The organism is Cupriavidus sp. 05N38 (assembly GCF_056397345.1).
Window position 1 is genome coordinate 1 of sequence record NZ_JBFTNF010000077.1, and the last position, 19,900, is coordinate 19,900.

General features: G+C 66.6%; 17 protein-coding genes and 1 pseudogene. 14 read left to right on the forward strand and 4 right to left on the reverse strand.

The window, feature by feature from the left end; genetic code table 11:
* The first annotated feature begins 337 nt into the window (after positions 1–337).
* The 5 genes from AC1DK4_RS35120 to AC1DK4_RS35140 all read left to right on the forward strand — a co-directional run bounded on the left by AC1DK4_RS35120 (position 338) and on the right by AC1DK4_RS35140 (position 5,298).
* Complete coding sequence (locus AC1DK4_RS35120) at positions 338–568, forward strand: contractile injection system protein, VgrG/Pvc8 family (RefSeq protein WP_441650422.1); 231 nt, start codon at positions 338–340, stop codon at positions 566–568.
* A gap of 15 nt (positions 569–583) precedes the next feature.
* Positions 584–3,331 carry a hypothetical protein gene (locus AC1DK4_RS35125; protein ID WP_477132097.1) on the forward strand — a complete coding sequence of 916 codons (2,748 nt, stop codon included), beginning with the start codon at positions 584–586 and terminating at the stop codon, positions 3,329–3,331.
* A 52-nt stretch (positions 3,332–3,383) separates the two neighbouring features.
* On the forward strand, positions 3,384–3,806 hold the full coding sequence (locus AC1DK4_RS35130; protein ID WP_441650424.1) for a lysozyme inhibitor LprI family protein: 423 nt from the start codon (positions 3,384–3,386) through the stop codon (positions 3,804–3,806).
* A gap of 189 nt (positions 3,807–3,995) precedes the next feature.
* Positions 3,996–4,250 (forward strand): DUF5991 domain-containing protein, encoded by a 255-nt coding sequence (locus tag AC1DK4_RS35135; RefSeq protein ID WP_441650431.1) that lies wholly within the window; start codon positions 3,996–3,998, stop codon positions 4,248–4,250.
* Positions 4,251–4,614: 364 nt separating this feature from the next.
* A complete protein-coding gene (locus AC1DK4_RS35140) occupies positions 4,615–5,298 on the forward strand; it encodes a DUF6708 domain-containing protein (protein ID WP_441650425.1) in 684 nt (227 codons plus the stop codon).
* 420 nt (positions 5,299–5,718) lie between these two features.
* Here the strand turns inward: AC1DK4_RS35140 and AC1DK4_RS35145 are convergent, their stop codons facing one another.
* The 3 genes from AC1DK4_RS35145 to AC1DK4_RS35155 all read right to left on the reverse strand — a co-directional run bounded on the left by AC1DK4_RS35145 (position 5,719) and on the right by AC1DK4_RS35155 (position 8,454).
* Entirely contained in the window at positions 5,719–6,897 is a 1,179-nt protein-coding gene (locus AC1DK4_RS35145) for an acetyl-CoA C-acetyltransferase (RefSeq protein ID WP_441650426.1), read from the reverse strand.
* 114 nt (positions 6,898–7,011) lie between these two features.
* Entirely contained in the window at positions 7,012–7,464 is a 453-nt protein-coding gene (locus AC1DK4_RS35150; protein WP_441621589.1) for a PaaI family thioesterase, read from the reverse strand.
* Positions 7,465–7,479: 15 nt separating this feature from the next.
* Entirely contained in the window at positions 7,480–8,454 is a 975-nt protein-coding gene (locus AC1DK4_RS35155; RefSeq protein WP_441621591.1) for an NAD(P)H-dependent flavin oxidoreductase, read from the reverse strand.
* Between the two features lie 194 nt (positions 8,455–8,648).
* Between AC1DK4_RS35155 and AC1DK4_RS35160 the strand changes: the two genes are divergently transcribed.
* The 9 genes and pseudogenes from AC1DK4_RS35160 to AC1DK4_RS35200 all read left to right on the forward strand — a co-directional run.
* Positions 8,649–9,542, forward strand: coding sequence for a crotonase/enoyl-CoA hydratase family protein (locus AC1DK4_RS35160; protein ID WP_441650427.1), 894 nt, complete (start codon positions 8,649–8,651; stop codon positions 9,540–9,542).
* Between the two features lie 38 nt (positions 9,543–9,580).
* Entirely contained in the window at positions 9,581–10,252 is a 672-nt protein-coding gene (locus AC1DK4_RS35165) for a nitroreductase (protein WP_441650428.1), read from the forward strand.
* Between the two features lie 127 nt (positions 10,253–10,379).
* Positions 10,380–11,411, forward strand: coding sequence for a 4-hydroxyproline epimerase (locus tag AC1DK4_RS35170; protein ID WP_441650429.1), 1,032 nt, complete (start codon positions 10,380–10,382; stop codon positions 11,409–11,411).
* Positions 11,408–12,559: an NAD(P)/FAD-dependent oxidoreductase gene (locus AC1DK4_RS35175; RefSeq protein WP_441650430.1), complete on the forward strand. Its 1,152-nt coding sequence runs from the start codon at positions 11,408–11,410 to the stop codon at positions 12,557–12,559. Before AC1DK4_RS35170 ends, AC1DK4_RS35175 begins: the two co-directional genes overlap by 4 nt.
* Positions 12,556–12,825 carry a (2Fe-2S)-binding protein gene (locus AC1DK4_RS35180; RefSeq protein ID WP_441621601.1) on the forward strand — a complete coding sequence of 90 codons (270 nt, stop codon included), beginning with the start codon at positions 12,556–12,558 and terminating at the stop codon, positions 12,823–12,825. Before AC1DK4_RS35175 ends, AC1DK4_RS35180 begins: the two co-directional genes overlap by 4 nt.
* Positions 12,822–14,111 carry an FAD-dependent oxidoreductase gene (locus AC1DK4_RS35185; protein WP_477132098.1) on the forward strand — a complete coding sequence of 430 codons (1,290 nt, stop codon included), beginning with the start codon at positions 12,822–12,824 and terminating at the stop codon, positions 14,109–14,111. The genes AC1DK4_RS35180 and AC1DK4_RS35185 overlap by 4 nt, the downstream gene beginning before the upstream one ends.
* 52 nt (positions 14,112–14,163) lie before the next feature.
* Positions 14,164–15,075: a helix-turn-helix transcriptional regulator gene (locus AC1DK4_RS35190; RefSeq protein ID WP_441650488.1), complete on the forward strand. Its 912-nt coding sequence runs from the start codon at positions 14,164–14,166 to the stop codon at positions 15,073–15,075.
* A 182-nt stretch (positions 15,076–15,257) separates the two neighbouring features.
* Positions 15,258–16,190: a dihydrodipicolinate synthase family protein gene (locus tag AC1DK4_RS35195; RefSeq protein ID WP_477116870.1), complete on the forward strand. Its 933-nt coding sequence runs from the start codon at positions 15,258–15,260 to the stop codon at positions 16,188–16,190.
* A 132-nt stretch (positions 16,191–16,322) separates the two neighbouring features.
* Positions 16,323–17,888 (forward strand): annotated as a pseudogene (locus AC1DK4_RS35200) (APC family permease); the annotation flags it as partial.
* 144 nt (positions 17,889–18,032) lie between these two features.
* Here AC1DK4_RS35200 and AC1DK4_RS35205 read toward each other — a convergent pair.
* Positions 18,033–19,703, reverse strand: coding sequence for an OFA family MFS transporter (locus tag AC1DK4_RS35205; RefSeq protein ID WP_441650408.1), 1,671 nt, complete (start codon positions 19,701–19,703; stop codon positions 18,033–18,035).
* Positions 19,704–19,900 lie beyond the last annotated feature (197 nt).

Below are 19,900 nucleotides of genomic sequence, written 5' to 3' on the forward strand. Positions count from 1 at the left end.
CAAGCCCATACCCGCCTTGTCCACTGCCGACAACTACCCGCCAGACATCCGCGAGCAGCTATTGGCCAACGCGCACCGCTGGGCCGTGCGTCCTGGTCGGCGCCCAGATCGCAAGCACGTCGCAAAGACGTAATGGAGATAGCATGGCACGCCAATCCGACCTGCGCTTCACCTTCGCCGTCGTCGGCGGGGTGGACTTTGAGGTCATCGCGTTCGATCTCGACGAAGCCCTCTCCGAGACCTTCCACCTCGACGTGCAGTTGGCCGACCCCGACCTCGACTTCGCTACCATCCCGACCGGCCCGCCCTGCTCACCCTCTGGCGTGGCGACGAACCGGTGCGCCATGTCCATGGGCTGGTCAGCAGCTTCGAGCAAGGCGACACCGGCTTTCGCCGCACGCGCTACCGCGCCGTGGTCGAACCCGCCCTCGCCCGCCTGCGCCTGTCCTCCGACTGGCGCATCTTCCAGACCCTCTCCGTAGCCGAGATCCTCCAGAACGTACTCAAGGCCCACGGCCTGGCTGCCCGCTACGAACAGATCTTCCTCTCCTTCTCGGGCGATGCGTAAGCGCACGGAGTAACTATGCCTTCGTTCCCAATATTCAAGTTTCCGTTCAAAAACAAAGCCGGCAAGGAGGTGCGCGACGCCGCGCTCTACTACAAGGCGCTCAGCCTTGCCGACAACGGCTTCTACCCGCTGGGGCCCTCCGGCGTGCATTGCGGCATTCACTACGTGCAGGCGATGGCCAACACGCTGTCGCTTGACGAAGGCATGGGCGCCATTGCCAAGGGCGATGTCATTGCCTACCAAGTCAACCGCGACTATCCCACCGTCCCCGGCATGCCGAAAGTGCCCATGACCAACGGTTCAGCGCAGACGCCATTCAGCACCGGCTTCGTCCTCACCCGCCACACCCTCGAATACCCGGCCGGCAACACGCTGACCTACTTCTGCCTGGCCATGCACCTGCGCTCGTTCAATGACTACGAGCGACTGGGCGCCAGGGTCAAGCGTCCCGACTACTGGCCGGCAACGGCCTACCGCGTAACGCAGAAAGCGAGCGACAAACAAGCGTCCCCCCAGAAAGACAAGCAAGGAAGCCCCAAACAGTCCACCGCGACCAGCGCAACCGATCCGGTAGTCGTGGGGGTGCGCATCTGTTCGCAGCCGAATCCCAAGGGCGTCGTCCTCGGCATCCTGCCCCGTGGCGCTCGCATTACCGCCGCCCAACGCAGCGCGGACAAGCACTGGGTCAAGATCAGCAGTGTGCTGGAGGGCAAGATCGCCCCGCCGTCCACGGCACAGCTGGAGCCATTGGCCGGGGCCGCACAGGGTTGGGTGCTGCTCGCGTACCTGGAGGCCCAGGGCAAGGCCCCCGAGGCCTTCGACAGCGTGGTCACGCCCGCGTCCGCCATCGCCATCAAGGCCGGCGCTTTGCTCGGCCACCTGGGCGAATACCGGCGAATCAAGGACCCTGGCCAGGACAGGGTAATTCTGCATCACGAGATCATTGTCGGCCCCGAATTGAGAAGCTTCCTCGACAAGAGCCGGGCGGCTGCGGCGTCGGCCAAATTGCAGGAGAAGACACTGCTGCGTATCGCGCCGAACGCCAAGCTGCGCAATGTTGCACTCGCCGAACCCCAGGCCGGCTTACTGRCCGCCAACACCGTGGTGGAACTGGACGGTACCCCGCATGAGGATGCCCTCTACGTGAAGGTCAAACCGATCCAGACCATGCAATGGATCGAGCGCAAGCCGGTACTGCCCAAGGGGGCCAAGGGGACCGGGGATGCACTGCCCAAAGGGGCGACGGACGCGAAGCTGTTCCGCCACAGCAATGGCACGCCTTACGCGGCGAAAGATATCGTCCGCCCACCGAAACAGGGCACCGCCGGCAAGCAGGGGGCCACGCTCTTTCGGGGCATTCTGCTTGCCGCAGCCAGCAGCGAACCGGTCTGGATGACAAAACAGGCATTCAATGCCCTATACGCCTTGGAAAAAGGCAAGTTGCTGGTGGCCGACCTTGCACAGGGCTGGTCAAGCTTTCCACTGACCTTTGTCGACAATGGTCCCGCCAACGGCCCGTATCCTCAACGCTTCGACACGACAGTATTGGAGCAGGCCAGGCCGCTCACGCGCGACCCCAGCCAGCCACCGACCGTCTATGCCATGGACGAAGCCGGCAAGCGCTGGTGGCAAGTGCAGATCAGCGACGACACCACCACCGCTATCGGCTGGGCCGGGGAAGCCGGCCACGCCGGCGTCAGCCTGCACTCGCCGCACGAATGGGTGGACTTCCAACTCATTGAATCCAAGCCCAAGGGCGAAGGCTACGGCAACATCTTCACCACCCTCGACCAGATGACCGCGTTTCAGGGCGGCGAGTTGGCCCTCAACGACGCCCAGCTCGACGAACCCATGCGCAAGGTCTTTGCCAGCCTCGATACCACCCCCGATCACCGGCTGACACTAGGCGAACTGCAGGCGGCCCAGCGCAGCCGCTGCAAGCTCGGCGAACTATCACGCCTGATCATTCGCTATCCGAGCGAGTGGAAGGCCGACCCGGCGAGTTGGAACGCCTGGGACAAGAACGTGCCGCCCTCCGCTCAGCCCGCCTGGCAGAGCGAGAAGGCGCGCATTGCCAAGCTGATGTGGTGGGACGATGTAGCGGGAAAAGTGGAGAGATTCCCCACGGATCCGTTCGTGTTTCATATTCATCCAGTAGCGCTGGCCGGGAACTTCTCAGGCCTCACCGCCAGACTGGAAAGATTAATCCGAGAAATCGGTGACATTATTTCTGATGGCGAAGGCGGGTACGAATCTTATAATAGCGGAACCAAAGATGTTCCTGACGGGAAAGTTGGGCATTCATACATGAGCCCTCCGCCCGGCACAGTAACGGGAAAAACCATTGATYAGATCATTTCGACCGATTCCTCATCTGGAACTGACACCAATAGACTCTTTGCAACAGGAAAGTACCAAACCACCATMTCAACCCTGAAACTAGCGAAAACATCAATAGCACTCACGGGAGCAGAGAAATACGACGCCAATATGCAGGAGCGCGTTTTTAGCGAGTTCCTTCTGGACAAAGCCGGTGGAGGAGCATTGTCGGATTTCATAAAAAATGGGAAAGGCACAATCGACGATGCACTGTATGCGGCAGCGAAGGAATGGGCATCGATAGCAGCCCCAAATGGAAGGACCATAAGTAATGGAACAATCTCGAACGGGACATCATCCTATCATCAGTCCGCAGCGAACAGCGCATCCACGAATTCGACAAATAAACTAAGATCAATTCTAAAAGAAATATCCGAAAACTGACCCCCTCCAATTTAACCAGCATTGACGCATCGATATTACCAAATAATTAACTATGCGACCACTAAAAATTACATCTACAATATCATTAATTTATTTAATCTCATATATTTATTCTGTCACCGCTCACGCTCAAGACCGACATTTCTCAAACGAGTTCTCAACTTGCACGAAGGATGCCAAGGGAATCAACGACCAATCTGAATGCGTAACAAAAGAGATTTCTTTTCAAAAGAAACGCCTTAATGAAAATTACTCAAAAGTCGCCAAGACACTGGCACCTGAAGACAGGGAATATATGGACAAGATACAGCGCGACTGGATTAGATGGCGAGATGGCAACTACAACTTCCTAGCGGAGCATGTGGCCGGCGAATTCACCACCACGAGAGTCACGAGCCTCAACTTCCTGCTGAACGCAATATACGATCGTGCAAACGAGATGAAAATGATTCTTGATCAGACCGGCAAAAAATAAGCTCATCGCACCAGACAAGAGAACTTCGAGCACACCGAAATTCAGCGATGAGAATTACCGACTCCACCGCCAGAAAATCTTTCCCAATTATCGTTTGCGTGACCCTTACCAAGACCACCAACAGTCAAGACAAGAAAGGATCACTGATTACCTGCAAATAACCACCCCTATATTCGCGATCAAAATCATATCTCCTGGCAAGGATTCCAGCAAGATCAGAAAATAATGTGCACCACAAAAGCAATCGGGAACAAGATAAATATTTTATTTTTTAAATTTTCCGACGGAAAAACCATCAACCAATATGGTGTCGCACCGTACTCACCACATGAGTGTCTGCTCTCACTACATAAGGACGATGGAGACCTAGTACCCAAATGGGGAAAGAATTTCTCACCGCCAGGAGTGAAAAAATCAGATCACTATTTTCGCAAGCAGCCTTAACCCCTCTTCCTTTAAGGCGGTGTGCAAGCACCCACTTGGATAGAAATGCACAAATTGTAAGGGGCAGGTGAGCAACCATGGTCCATCGCTAATGAGGCTCCCCCTCAAGGCCAGTCAAGGTGTCCAGATGAAGATACGATCCCCTTCCCCAATGCGGCCTACGTTTGCCAACGCCCAGCGGAAATGGCGCCTGTTTCGCTCGGCAAGTACGACCCTACCGCTAGAGCCCGATCCGAGTGTTAAACCGACCATTACTACCCTTCGTTCGAGCGAACATTGCATAGTGCTGATAGCGGATACTCTTCAGCGAAACGACACAACTATATCGTGGCACATGGGGGCGCTTATTATTTTTGGCGCTTTTATGATCATTGGTGTCGGACTGTTGCAGTCAAACACGGATTCACCACTCCCGTTTGGTTCCGCCGCGACACTCCCGATCGCGTATCTATTGATAATTAGTTTATCACGCATGCTGAGTTATCGCCTTCGCTATCGCAGTTCGACTGTGCGGGTCGATCGCAGGGCGCGAAGGATTTACTTCGTCCCGTATCCGGATGAAAGTCCTGATTCCCTTTGGATTCTCGATTGGGACGAGTTGTTGGCCATCGATTACTATCGAGGCAAAGGCCAGGGCTATCTATATCTTGTTGGATACACGTCAAATCTAACGGAACGCGAACTTGTCAAAGTTCCCATCATCGGGGCTCATATCGGCTATTACAATGAATCAACGTGGACATGGTTGCAACGGTATATGGCGGGAGACCCAAACCTCCCGCCCCCCACCGTGGAATCGCCACCACGCAGCTCGCGCGATGTACTGCTGCGTTACGGCGGTCGCTGGGTGCTCGCCTCCTTCACCGATCCAAAGCGCCGCTGGTGGCTACCGCTCACCCTCTGGGTGGACCTGGTCATCGTGCTGCTGGTCATGCCGGTGATGGCGCTCCCCCAACTCATCATCCTCACTTACCCGGAACCTCAGTTTCCGCCGGAGAACGACCGGCTGTGCGGCTTCGCCGACGAGGATGGCGATCATCGTGCCTGACTTCCAACGGCGGTCCATGTTTGCTGAAATCCAGAGAAGGCGGCATCGGTTTCGGTCAGCAAGCGATTGGCTGCCCCATGCGATGGATGAAAGCACGCAAGTCTCCACGCAGTTTCAGCCGAAGGGTGCTAGCCCGGACTATGCAGGAAACTTGGGCACCAACACGGTCAATTTGGGTCGATAGCAACGAGCCAAGTGACCCTCGTATCCTCTACGTCGCCCAAGTCTGCGAGTACATCCGCCACTTTATGGCCCAGGGACCGTGTGATCTGCCGCTGCCCGAAGCACCCCACTGGTGGAACACTCCTCACAACAACTTCTGCCTGACTCCGCGTGAGACGCTGCGCCACTACGTTCCGTGGCGCACCGGCGAGCGGAAGACGGTCCCGCGTCTCACGGGACCGTCTTCAGTGGCGTCTCCTACAACCGCTCGACGATCGTCACATTCGCCATGCCGCCGCCTTCGCACATGGTCTGCAGGCCGTAGCGCTTGCCATGCGTATGCAGGGCATGCACCAGCGTGGTCATCAGCTTCGCGCCAGAACCGCCCAGCGGGTGGCCCAGCGCGATCGCGCCGCCGTGCACGTTCATGCGCGCCGGATCGGCACCCGTGGCCTGCAGCCACGCCAGCGGCACCGGCGCGAACGCTTCGTTGATCTCGAACAGGTCGATGTCGCCGATCTTCATGCCGGCCTTCTCCAGCGCGCGCAGCGTGGCGGGCAACGGCGCCTCGAGCATGATGACGGGATCGTGGCCGAGCACCGACATATGATGGATGCGCGCGAGCGGCTTGACGCCCAGCTTCTTCAGGCCGGCTTCGTTGACGATCATCAGGCCGGCGGCGCCATCGCAGATCTGGCTGGCGCTGGCTGCGGTGACGGTGCCACCCTCCTCGATCAGCTTGACGCTGCCGATGGACTCCAGGCTCGCTTCGAAGCGGATGCCTTCGTCCACCGTGTGCAGTTCGCCATTGCCGCTGCCGTCGGCGGCGCGCACGGCGACCGGCACGATTTCCTGGTTGAAGCGGCCGGCCTGGGTGGCGGCGATGGCGCGGCGGTGGCTTTCCAGCGCGTAGCGGTCGAGGTCGTCGCGCTTGAGGCCGTACTTGCGCGACATCATCTCGGCGCCGGTGAACTGGCTGAACTTCACGCCCGGATAGCGCTCCTGCATGGCCGGGCTCATCGAGCTGCCGAAACCGTTCTTGAACGGCAGCGAGGACGGCAGGCCCATCGGCACGCGCGTCATGCTTTCCACGCCAGCGGCGATGACGATATCCATGGTGCCGGACATCACGGCCTGTGCGGCGAAATGCAGCGCCTGCTGCGACGAGCCGCACTGGCGGTCCACGGAAGTGCCGGGCACGCTTTCGGGCAGGCGCGAAGCCAGCACGGCGTTGCGCGCCACATTGCCGGCCTGCTCACCGGCCTGGCCCACGCAGCCCATGATCACGTCGTCGATCAGTGCGGGATCGGCGCCGCTGCGCGCGACCAGCGCGTCCAGCACCTGCGCGGCGAGGTCCGCCGGATGCCAGCCCGCGAGCTTGCCGCCCTTGCGCCCGCCCGCGGTGCGCGCGGCCGCTACGATGTATGCCTCTGCCATGTGCTCTCCTCTTATCGTTCCAGGCAAACCCTGTTTATCCTGATGCGGATTCTGGAGCAGTTGCCCGGCACATGGCGTCGTCGGAAGCGACGATTGCGCGGCCGGCGCGCGCTGTCAGACGCGCGGCTGCAGTACCGAGAAGATCGCCGTGGCGCGCAACAGGCAGCGCTCGCCCGCCAGCAGGCGGCAACTGCCGAAGCGCAGCCGCGAGCCGAGCTTGTCGAACGCCACGTGCGCTTCCACCCAGTCGCCCACGCGCGCGGCATCGAAGTAGTCGAGGCTGAGGTTGGCGGTCACCGCCGGATGCTGGCGCCCTGCCTCCAACGCCATCATCATCCCGATGGCGGTATCGGCCAGCGTGGCCAGCATGCCGCCGTGCGGGATGCCGAGCGGGTTCAGATGCTGCGGCCCGATGCGGATGGCGACCACGCGCCGCGCACGGTCCACGTAGAGCTGGCCGAAATGCTCGAGAAAGCCGCTGGCGCCGCGCAGCGCGACAAATCCCGGCGGCACCGCCGCCGCGTCCGCGCCAGCGCTGCCGGCGCCCGGTTCATTGGCTTCTGCCATGGACACCGCCCCGCCTCAGGCCGCGAAGAAGCGCGACGCCACGCCGAGCTGCTCGCGGCATTCGGCCACCATGCGCTCGATCAGCTCCTCGCAGCTCGGGATGTCGTCGATCAGGCCCACGCACTGGCCCGCGCTGATGATGCCGCCGTCGGTCTCGCCGGCGTTCAGCGCGGCCTTGCCGCGCACGCCCGCCACCAGGTGCTTGACGTCCTCGAACTGCGCGCCGCCCGGCTGGCGCTCGATGGTCACCACTTCGTCCGAGACGGCGTTCTTGAGCACGCGCGCCGTGTTGTGCAGCGTGCGGAAGATCAGGTTGGTATCGCGCTCGCTGGCTTCCACCAGGGCCTGCTTGATGTTGTGGTGGATCGGCGCCTCGCGCGTGGCGCAGAAGCGCGTGCCCATGTTCACGCCCTCTGCACCCAGCACCAGCGCCGCCGCCATGCCGCGCCCGTCGGCGATACCACCCGAGGCGATCACGGGGATGCCGAGCCGGCGCGCCGCCAGCGGGATCAGGACCATGCCCGGCACGTCGTCTTCGCCGGGATGGCCCGCGCATTCGAAGCCGTCGATCGACACCGCATCCACGCCCAGCCGCTCGGCCGACAGCGCATGGCGGATCGCCACGCATTTGTGGATCACCTTGATGCCCGCCGCCTTGGCGCGCGCGATGTGCTCCTTCGGGTTGTTGCCGGCGGTCTCCAGCACCTTGATGCCATTTTCGATGATCACGTCGAGGTAGCGCGCGTACGGCGGCGGGTTGATCGACGGCAGCAGCGTCAGGTTGACGCCAAACGGCTTGTCGGTCAGCTCGCGGCAGCGACGGATCTCTGCGTCCAGCGCCTCCGGCGTGGGCTGGGTCAGCGCGGTCAGCACGCCGAGGCCGCCGGCGTTCGATACCGCGGCGGCCATCTCGGCGTAGCCGACCCATTGCATGCCGCCCTGGATGATGGGATAGCGGGTGCCCAGCAATTCGGTGATGCGCGTCTTCATGATGTTCCTGTCTTCCTTCTTGTCTTTGCCGATTCTCTGTCCTGCCCCGGCGCGGCAAATGCCGGCCGCCGCCAGGCAAGCTGGCGCCAGTCTAAGGCGCCGGTCCACTGCCGGCCTCGTCGGATGCGACGATTGCAGGCGCATGATTCTGCACTACCTTACCAGCCAACCCTTTCGAGCAGCCAAGGCCAGCCATGAGCAACGCATCCCAAGCATCCCTGCCCCCCAGCTTCGAGACCCTGCAATATGCGGTCGAGGCCGGTGTCGCCACCATCACCCTGCACCGCCCGGACAGGCTCAACGCCTTCACCCCGAAGATGATGGAGGAGCTGATCGCCGCCTTCGACGCCACCGACGCCGACGACAATGTGCGCGCGGTGATCGTCACCGGCTCGGGGCGCGCCTTCTGCGCCGGTGCCGACCTGGCCTCGGGCGGCTCCACCTTCGATTTCGAGAAGCGCTACGGCGCCAGCAGCCAGGGCAGCGCGCACCGCGACGGCGGCGGGCGCGTCTCGCTGCGCATCTTCCGCAGCCTCAAGCCGGTCATCGCCGCCGTCAATGGCGCGGCGGTGGGCGTGGGCGTGACCATGCAGTTGCCGATGGATATCCGCCTGGCCTCGACCGACGCCAAGTTCGGCTTCGTGTTCGCGCGCCGCGGCATCACGCCGGAGGCGGCTTCGTCATGGTTCCTGTCGCGCGTGGTGGGGATCTCCACCGCGCTGGAGTGGTGCTACACCGGCCGCGTGTTCAGCGCGCAGGAAGCGCTCGATCGCGGCCTGGTGCGCTCGCTGCACGCGCCCGAAGACCTGCTGCCGGCGGCGCAGGCGCTGGCGCGCGAGATCGCGGACAACGCCGCGCCGGTCTCGGTGGCGATCTCGCGCCAGCTGATCTGGCGCATGGCCGGCGCCAGCCACCCGATGGAGGCGCACCGGCTGGACAGCCGCGCGATCCAGTCACGCGGCCAGTCCGCCGACGTCAAGGAAGGCGTCGATGCCTTCCTGGAAAAGCGCCCCGCCAACTTCCCGGAGCGGGTCTCGCAGGACATGCCGGACTTCTACGACTGGGGCAACGAGCCGCCCTTCATCTGAGCCAGAGACAACGCCCAACGCATCGCCAGGAGCACAGCGTGAACGTCAGTACCGCAGTCCAGACCCGCAAATCCGTGCGCGGCTTCCTGCCCGCGCCGGTGGCGCCGGAGATCATCCGCGACGTGCTCGAACAGGCCGCGCGGGCACCCTCGGGCGGCAACCTGCAGCCGTGGCATATCCACGTGGTGGGCGGGGAACCGCTCGAAGAGCTCAAGGGCACCATGCGCGAGCTGATCGCCAGCCGGCCCGGCGGCGAGGGCAAGGAGTACGACATCTATCCGCCAGAGCTGGTCTCGCCCTACCGGGAGCGCCGCTTCCAGGTGGGCGAGGAACTCTACCGCTGCCTGGGCATTCCGCGCGAGGACAAGCGCGCGCGCATCGCGCAGTTCGCCAACAACTTCACCTTCTTCGGCGCGCCGCTGGCGCTGTTCTGCACCGTGGACCGCCGCATGGGCCCGCCGCAGTGGTCGGATCTCGGCATGTACCTGCAGACCGTGATGCTGCTGCTGCGCGAGCATGGCCTGCACAGCTGCGCTCAGGAATGCTGGGCGATCTATCCGCAGACCATCTCGTCCTTTCTCTCGATCCCCGCCGAACGCATGCTGTTTACCGGCATGGCCATCGGCTACGAAGACCCCGGGGCGCCGGCCAACCAGCTGCGTGCCGTGCGCGCGCCGCTGGAGGAGTTCGCGGAGTTCGTGGGGATCTGAGAGCGCGGCCGCCGGATTCGGCAACTATGCCGATTTCGTCGGTCCCGACGCGGAAAGACGACAAGCCGGGTCAGGTTTGAGATGCCACACTATAAGTGTCATCCATCCTGCCCCCGCCAGCCCCGCCATGCGCCAGCCTTCCGCTCCGGCCGAGTCCGCTCCCGGCCCGTTCGCCCCCCTATCTACCGTTCGTTCCCCGGCCACGCGTGCCGCGCACCGGGTCACCGTCATCGACTCCCATACCGGCGGCGAACCGACGCGCCTGGTCATTGGCGGCTTCCCCGATCTGGGCGGCGGCAGCATGGCCGATCGCCTCGTGCGGCTGGCTGGCGAGCATGACCGCTGGCGCACGGCCACCGTGCTGGAGCCGCGCGGCAGCGACGTGGTGGTCGGCGCGCTGCTGTGCGCTCCGGCCTCGGCCGATGCCTGCGCCGGCGTGATCTTCTTCAACAACAGCGGCTACCTGGGCATGTGCGGCCACGGCACCATCGGGCTGGTGGCGTCGCTGGCGCACCTGGGCCGGATCGCGCCCGGCCGCCACCGGATCGAGACCCCGGTGGGCGTGGTCGATGCCGTGCTGCATGAAGACGGCTCGGTCAGCGTGCGCAATGTGCCGGCATGGCGCTACCGGCGCGCCGTGGCGGTGACGGTGCCCGGCCACGGCACCGTCGCAGGCGATATCGCCTGGGGCGGCAACTGGTTCTTCCTGTGCGAGGACCATGGCCAGCGCATCGCGCACGACAACGTGGACGCCCTGACCGCCTTCGCCGGCGCGCTGCGCCGGGCCCTGGAGCATGCGGGCATCCGCGCCGAGGGCGACGCCGCGATCGATCACATCGAATTGTTCGGCCCGCCCGGCCCGGCCGACGACGCCGACAGCCGCAACTTCGTGCTGTGCCCGGGCAACGCCTACGACCGCTCCCCGTGCGGCACCGGCACCAGCGCCAAGCTGGCCTGCCTGGCTGCCGACGGCAAGCTGGCGCCCGGCGCGCCGTGGCGCCAGGCCGGCATCACCGGCAGCCGTTTCGTGGCGCACTATGCGCCAGCCGGAGAAGCGAGCCGCATCGTGCCCACCATCCATGGCACCGCCCACGTCTGCGCCGAAAGCACGCTGCTGGTCGGCGGCGACGATCCGTTCGGCTGGGGGCTGGTGGCGTGAGCCGGGCCCTGCACTGCGCAGACGCCATCGTGATCGGCGCCGGCATCGTAGGCGCAGCGTGCGCCGCCGAACTGGCCGCGCATGGCCTGAACGTGCGGGTGCTCGACGACCAGCGCGGCGGCGCCACGCACGCCGGCATGGGCCACCTCGTGCTGATGGACGACAACGCGGCCGAGCAGGCGCTGTGCGCGGCGTCGCTCGGCCTCTGGCGCGTGCTGGCCGCGCGCATGCCCGAGGCCTGTGCCTACCGCCGCTGCGGCACGCTGTGGCTGGCCGCCGACGAGGAGGAACTGGCGCAGGCCGCCCGCCGGCGCGCAGCGCTGCGGGCGCGGGGCGTCCCGGGCACGCTGCTGACCGCGCGCGAACTGGCGCGCGCGGAGCCGATGCTGCGCCCGGGCCTGGCCGGTGCGCTCAAGGTGGAGGAGGACGCCATCGTCTACGCCCCGGCCGCGGCCGCCTGGCTGCTTGCCCAGGGCGGCGCGCGCATCGACCGCCGGCGTGCCACCGTGCGCGCGGTGGCGGCGAACCAGGTCACGCTCGACGACGGCACCCGGCTGACGGCCGATGCGGTCATCGTGGCCAACGGCATCCACGCCGCGCAACTGGTGCCCGGACTGCCGCTGCGCGCCAAGAAGGGCCATCTCGTGATCACCGACCGCTACCCGGCGCGCGTGCGCCACCAGTTGGTCGAACTCGGTTATGCCGCCAGCGCCCACCAGTCCGAGGGCACCTCGGTCGCGTTCAATGTGCAGCCGCGCCCCACCGGCCAGTTGCTGATCGGCTCGTCGCGCCAGTTCGACCATGCCGATGCCGCCGTGGACGCCGGCCTCGTCGCGCGCATGCTGCGGCGCGCGGCCGGCTACCTGCCCGGGCTGGCGGACATGAATGCCATCCGCTGCTGGACCGGCGTGCGCGCGGCCACCCCTGACGGCCTGCCGCTCATCGGCGCGCAGCCGGGCCAGCCGGGGCTGTGGCTGGCGGCCGGCCACGAAGGGCTTGGCGTGACCACGGCGCCGGGCAGCGCGCGGCTGCTCGCGGCCCAGCTGCTCGGGCACGCGCCGCCGTTCGATCCCCTGCCGTACGCGCCGGGCCGGTTCCTGCCGGCATCCGCCGGCGCCGCCCGGCCCGCCTCCGGAGACAAGACATGAGACGCAGCACGGTTGCCGGCACCGGCGCCATGATCACCATACGGCTGGACGGCCAGCCCATGCGCGTGCCCGCCGGCATCTCGGCTGCCGCGGCGCTGGCGCATGCCGGGCAGCCGTGGGCGCGGCGCGCATGTGGCGGCCAGCAGCGCGCGCCGTTCTGCGGCATGGGCAGTTGCCAGGAATGCCGCATGACGATCGACGGCCGGCGGCGCCTGGCATGCCAGACGCCGTGCCGCGAAGGCATGGTGCTGGAACGCACGCCATGAGCGGGTCCAGGCTGCACGCCGCGCATGGCCGCGAATTCGACGTGCTGGTGGCCGGCGCCGGCCCGTCCGGCATGGCCGCCGCCCGCGCCGCCGCCCGCAGCGGCGCCAGCGTGGCGCTGGTCGACGACAACGCCGCGCCCGGCGGCCAGATCTGGCGCGATGGCCCTGGCGCGGCCCTGCCCGCCAGCGCGCGCGCGTGGCGCCGCGCGCTGGCGGCCGACGCACGCATCACGCTGTTCGCCGGCAGCCGTATCGTGGCGGCGCCGGCGCCCGGGACGCTGCTGGTGGAGCAGGCCGACACGGCCGCGAGGCTGCATTACCGCAGCCTCGTGCTGTGCAGCGGCGCGCGCGAGCTGCTGCTGCCCTTTCCCGGCTGGACCTTGCCCGGCGTCACTGGCGCCGGCGGCCTGCAGGCGCTGATCAAGGCGGGCATGCCCGTGCAGGGCGAGCGCACCGTCATCGCCGGCAGCGGCCCGCTGCTGCTTGCCGCCGCGGCGACCGCCCGCCGCCATGGCGCGCTGGTCGTGCGCATCGCCGAGCAGGCGCCGCTGGCGCGCGTGCTGCGCTTCGGCAGCGCGCTTTGGCGCTGGCCGGGCAAGGCGCTGCAAGCCGGCATGCTGGTGGACCACCGCTACCGCACGGGCGTCCTGGTGGAAGCCGCGCTCGGCGACGACCGCCTGCGCGCGGTGCGCCTGCGCCGGGGCGACCGGCGCGTGGAGTTGCCGTGCGACCGCCTGGCATGCGGCTTCGGCCTGGTGCCCGACACCGGCCTTGCCGCGCTGCTGGGCTGCCAGATCGATCCCGGCTCCGACGCCATTGTGGTCGACGCGCTCCAGCGGACCAGCATGGACCGGATCTACGCCGCCGGCGAATGCACCGGCATCGGCGGCAGCGAGCTGGCCCTGGTCGAAGGCGCCATCGCGGGCCACGCCTCCGCGGCAGACGCAACGCGTGCGGGCAAGCTGTTCCGGCGGCGCGCGTACTGGCGCGGGTTCGCCGCGCTGGTGCAGGCGACCTTCGTGCTGGACCCCGCGCACAGGCAGGCGGCGCAAGCCGACACGCTGGTGTGCCGCTGCGAGGACGTCCCGCTCGGCGCCATCCGGGCGCAGCCCGATGCATGGCACGCCAGGATGCAGAGCCGCTGCGGCATGGGCGCCTGCCAGGGCCGCATCTGCGCCAGCGCCGCGCGCGTGCTGCTCGGCTGGCCGTTGCCCGCGCCGCGTCCGCCGCTGTCGCCCGCGCGCATCGGCACCTTGATGCTGGACGACGGCCCGAGCGCGCCTTGAGCGCGCACGGCATGGTTTATGGTTGGACCCACAAGCGCCATCAGGAGACGACATGCCCCACCCGCCCTCCCCTTCGATGTGTTCCGCTGCCGCCGCATCCTGGCGGCCCGTGCCGTCCCCGCGCCGGGATGAGGCCGGCGAGGATGGCCATGACGGCAGCGACGACGGATTGCGCGGCCTGCCGCCCGCCCACGTCGCGCACCTGGCTGCCATCTGCGCCGGCAACGCCAGGCAGCGCCCGCGCGACATGGATGCGCTGCTCGATGCCATCGCGCTGGTCACGCCGCTGCTCAACGCGATTCCCAACGTGGTGTTCTTCATCAAGGACAGGGCCGCGCGCTACCTGGTCGCCAACCTGACGCTGGCCACGCGCTGCGGGTTCAAACGCGTCGATCCGCTGCTCGGAAAGACCTCGGCCGAGGTCTTTCCGGCCTACCTCGGCCAGCGCTACATGGAGCAGGACCGGCACGTGCTCGATACCGGTGACGTCATCTCCGGACAGCTCGAACTGCACCTCTATCCCGCGCGCGAGGCGGGCTGGTGCATGACCTACAAACACCCCGTGCACGACGAGCGCGGGCGCATCATCGGCATGGCCGGCATCTCCCACGACCTGCAGCTCGCGCGCGAAGCGCACCCGGCCTACCAGCGCCTGGCGGCGGTCGACACCTATATCCGCGAACACTATGCACGGCCCATCCTGCTGTCCGAGCTGACCAGCCTGGCCGGCCTGTCCGCGGCGCAGCTCGAACGCTACTGCAAGCGCATCTTCCACCTGACGCCGCGGCAGATGATCCACAAGGTGCGCCTGGAACGTGCCTCCGAACTGCTGTCCACCGGCATGCCGATCACCGAGATCGCGCTCGAATGCGGCTACACCGATCACAGCGCCTTCAGCCGGCAGTTCAAGGCGCATACCGGCCTGACGCCGCGGCAGTTCCGCCCGCAGGCGGCATCGGGCTGACGACGCGACGCGGTGCCGGTGTGCCGGTGTGCCGGTGTGCCGGCATGCCGATGTGCCGATTTCGTCGGCCTTCCAGGCAAAAAGCCTCAAGCGGGAAGCGCGCGCAACTGCGAACCTGTGTGCTGATTCCCGGGCGGCGCCCTGATGGCGCCGCTCCCATGCCAACCACAGGAGACGACACGATGAGCAGCAAGACAACCCGCGGCAAGCCGCACTGGAGCGGTGTGTTCCCCGCCGTCAGCACGCAGTTCGAGGCGGACTGCACGCTGGATATCGAGGCGACCCACAAGGTGATGTGCAACCTGGTGGAGGACGGTGTATCGGGGCTCGTGGTGTGCGGCACCGTGGGCGAGAACACCTCGCTGAGCGCGCGCGAGAAGATCGAGGTAATGGAGGCCGCCAGGGACGCCGCGGGGGGGCGCGTGCCCGTGATCGCGGGCATCGCCGAGCTGACCACGGCCTTCGCGCGCGACATGGTGGCCGAGGCGGCACGGGCCGGCGTGGACGGCGTCATGGTGATGCCGGCGCTGGTCTACTCCGCCCAGCCGCACGAAGCGGCGGCGCACCTGCGCAGCATCGCCACCGCCACCGACCTGCCGGTGATGATCTACAACAATCCGCTGGCCTACCGCAGCGACATCACGCCCGACATCCTGGTTTCCCTGGCCGACTGCGAGAACATCGTCTGCTTCAAGGACTCGTCCGGCGACACGCGCCGCTTCACCGATCTGCGCAACGCCGTGGGCGACCGTTTCGTGCTGTTTGCCGGGCTCGACGACGTGGTGCTCGAGAGCATCGCCGTGGGCGCCGAGGGCTGGGTCTCCGGCATGTCCAATGCGTTCCCGAAGGAAGGCGAGACGCTGTTCCGGCTGGCCATGCAGCGGCGCCATGACGAGGCGCTGGCGCTGTACCGCTGGTTCATGCCGCTGCTGCACCTGGACGCGCGTCCCGACCTCGTGCAATGCATCAAGCTGTGCGAGGCGCTGGCCGGCCGCGGCAGCGCCGTCACGCGCCCGCCGCGCCTGGCACTGCAGGGGGAGGCGCGCGCGCATGTCGAAGCCGTGGTCGGGCTGGCCCTGGCCACCCGACCCGCGCTGCCCGACGTGGGGCTCTGAGCGCCGCCGCGGCAGCGGCAACCCGCGAAATCCGCCACCGCCGCCACCGCCGGCAGCGCCGGCGGCTTCCCGCATGCGCCGCCGCGGCCGGCGTGCGCGGCGGCCCTTCTTACCGATGCCACAGGAGCCCATATGCCCCCAGTGCAAGGCAAGTTCAAACGGCAACTCTCCCTGACCGATCTCACGTTTATCGGCCTGGGCGCCATCTTCGGTTCCGGCTGGCTGTTCGCGGCCAGCCATGTATCCGCCATCGCCGGCCCCGCCGGCATCCTTTCCTGGCTGCTGGGCGGCTTCGCCGTGCTGCTGCTCGGCATCGTCTATTGCGAGCTCGGCGCGGCGCTGCCGCGCGCTGGCGGCATCATCCGCTACCCGGTGTTCTCGCACGGCCCGCTGCTGGGCTACCTGATGGGACTGATCACGCTGATCGCCTTCTCCAGCCTGATCGCGATCGAGGTGGTGGCCGCGCGCCAGTATGCCGCCGCGTGGTTCCCGTGGCTGAGCCAGCCGGGGTCGAGCAGTCCCACGCTGGCCGGCTGGACGGTACAACTGCTGATGCTGTGCCTGTTCTTCGCGCTCAACTACTACAGCGTCAAGACCTTCGCGCGCGCCAACAACGTGATCAGCATATTCAAGTTCCTGGTGCCGCTGCTGGTCATCGTGGTGCTGTTCACGCATTTCGAGCCGGCCAACCTGCAGGCGCACGGCTTCGCGCCGTTCGGCCTGTCCGGCGTCCAGGCCGCGGTGTCCGCGGGCGGCATCATCTTCGCGTATCTCGGCCTCACGCCGATCATCTCGGTGGCCAGCGAAGTGCGCTCGCCCCAGCGCACCATCCCCATCGCGCTGATTCTCTCGGTCCTGCTTTCCACGCTGATCTACGTGCTGCTGCAGCTAGCCTTCCTGGGCGGCGTGCCGGCCGCCACCGTGGCGCAGGGCTGGGCCGGCATGGGCAAGGCCTTCGCGCTGCCTTACCACGACATCGCGCTGGCGCTCGGCATCGGCTGGCTGGCCGTCCTGGTGGTGTCCGATGCGGTCATCTCCCCCAGCGGCACCGGCAACATCTACATGAACGCCACGCCGCGCGTGGTGTACGGCTGGGCGCGCGGCGGCACGTTCTTCAAGCTGTTCACACGCATCGACGCCGCCTCCGGCATCCCGCGCCCCGCGCTGTGGCTGACCTTCGCGCTGTCGGTGTTCTGGACGCTGCCGTTCCCCTCATGGGAAGCCATGATCAATGTGGTGTCCGCCGCGCTGGTGCTCAGCTACGCCATTGCCCCGGTCACCGTGGCCGCGCTGCGGCGCAATGCGCCCGGGCTGCACCGGCCGTTTCGCGTCAAGGGCCTGGCGCTGCTGGGGCCGGTCTCCTTCATCGTCGCGGCGCTAATCGTGTACTGGTCTGGCTGGGGGACGGTGTCGTGGCTGCTCGGCCTGCAGATCGCGATGTTCGCGGCCTACCTGCTGTGCTGGCGTGCCGTGCCGACCCAGCGGGTCGGGCTGCGCCAGCAGGTGCGCAGCTCGCTCTGGCTGATCGCCTTCTATGTGCTGATCATGCTGGCGTCGTACCTGGGAGACTTCGGCGGGACCGGCGTGGTCGCCCATCCCTGGGACACTGCGCTGGTCGCCGCAATCGCCCTGTGCATCTACGCGTGGGGCGCGCGCACGGGCGTGCCGCCGGCGCTGACCGGCATCGACGCGGACGATGGTGAAGAGGAGGAAGAAGAAGAGGAGGAGGAGAACGACCACGGGGCGGAAGGCGGCGGCAAACCCCGGAGCGCCGCGCCGCGCGACACCGCCGTGGCCCTGCTGCCGGGCGGCACACCCTGAACGGGCGGCCGCCGGCTCCGTTCAATGGAAGAACGTCGCGACGCTCAGCGCCGTACGGTAGATACCCCAGGCCAGCGGCACGCACACGGCGGCCCACGCCAGCCAGGCCACGCCGCCGCCGGCCTGCCCGCCGGGACGCGCGACCGGGCCGCCCGTGACGGCCTGCGCGCGGTCATGCGCCAGGCGCTTTTCCTCGGCCAGCTCGGCCTCGGTCATGAAGTACTTGGGATTGACCGGGCGCACCAGCAGGTTGCACACCAGGCCGATGAACAACATGCCGACGAGGATGTACATGGTCTGGTTGTAGACCTGCTCGCGCGGCAGGCCGAGGCCGAGCTGGTAGTCGCGCATGTAGTTGACCACCACCGGGCCCAGGATGCCGGCCGTGGCCCAAGCGGTGAGCAGGCGGCCGTGGATGGCGCCGACCATCTGCGTGCCGAACAGGTCGGCCAGGTAGGCCGGCACGGTGGCGAAGCCGCCGCCGTACATGCTGACGATCACGCAGACCGCGCCCACGAACAGCAGCTTCTGGCCGCTGGCCGCCAGCGTGGGGATGCTCGCGTACAGCAGGCCGCCCAGCACGAAGAACACCATATACGTCATCTTGCGGCCGAGCTTGTCGGACAGGCTGGCCCAGACGAAGCGTCCGCCGATATTGAACAGGCTCAGCAGCGCGGTGAAGCCCGCCGCCACCACGGCGATGGCGGCCAGCTGGCTCTTGCCGAGTTCACCGAAGCGCCCGGCCACGCCGATCAGGCTGCCGCCGAAGACTTCCTGCAGCATGGGACTGGCCATGCCGATCACGCCGATGCCGGCCGACACGTTCATGCACAGCACCATCCAGACCAGCCAGAACTGCGGTATGCCCCACACGCGCTTCACATGCACATGGTGCGCCGTGATCATGGCATTGGCCGCACGGCTGGCGGGCGCGGTCCAGCCCGCCGGGGTCCAGCCGGTAGGCGGCACGCGGTAGGACAGTGCGCCGCCCATCATGAACACGAAGTAGACCACCGCCATCACGGTGAAGGTCTGCGCCACCCCTACGCTGGCAGGCGACGCGAACTTCGCCATCAACTCGGCCGCCAGCGGGGAGCCGATCATCGCGCCGCCGCCGAAGCCCATGATGGCCATGCCGGTGGCCATGCCGCGCTTGTCCGGGAACCATTTGATCAGCGTGCTGACCGGCGAGATATAGCCCAGCCCGAGCCCGATGCCGCCGATCACGCCCGACCCCAGCAGCATCAGCCAGAACTGGTGCAGGTGGATGCCCAGCGCCGAGATCAGCATGCCGCCGCACCAGCACAGCGCGCTGACCACGCCGGCCTTGCGCGGGCCGGCGCGTTCCAGCCAGCCGCCCCAGATCGCGGCCGAGCTGCCCAGCAGCACGAAGAACAGCGTGTACATCCAGCCCAGCGTGGAGACCTTCCAGTCGCAGCCGGTGACGAACAGTTCCTGCAGGAAACCGACATCGGCGCCGCAGCGCAGCGGCTCGGCGATGCCGATGGCGCGCGACAGCGGCAGCCAGAACACCGAGAAGCCGTAGGCCATGCCGATGCACAGGTGGATCGCCAATGCCGCGGGCGGCACCAGCCAGCGATTGAAACCGGGGGCCGCGACGATCCGCTCCTTGGACAGGAACGGCGTGCGGGCCTGCCCTTCGAGCGCGTCGGCGCTGAGGTCTGGGGACATCCTTCACTCCTTGTCTGTTGTTTTTTGTATTGACCAGGGATGCCGCCTGCCTGCATTCCGTTCGTTCCGCTGGTGCGCAGACCATCCCCGGCGCGCGTGTGCGCTTTGCATCCGGTGCTTGGCTCGGCGCCGGACACGTCCCCGGCGCGCCGGGGACGGCACGTAGTGTACGGCAGCGGCAACGGGCGTGGCGTGCC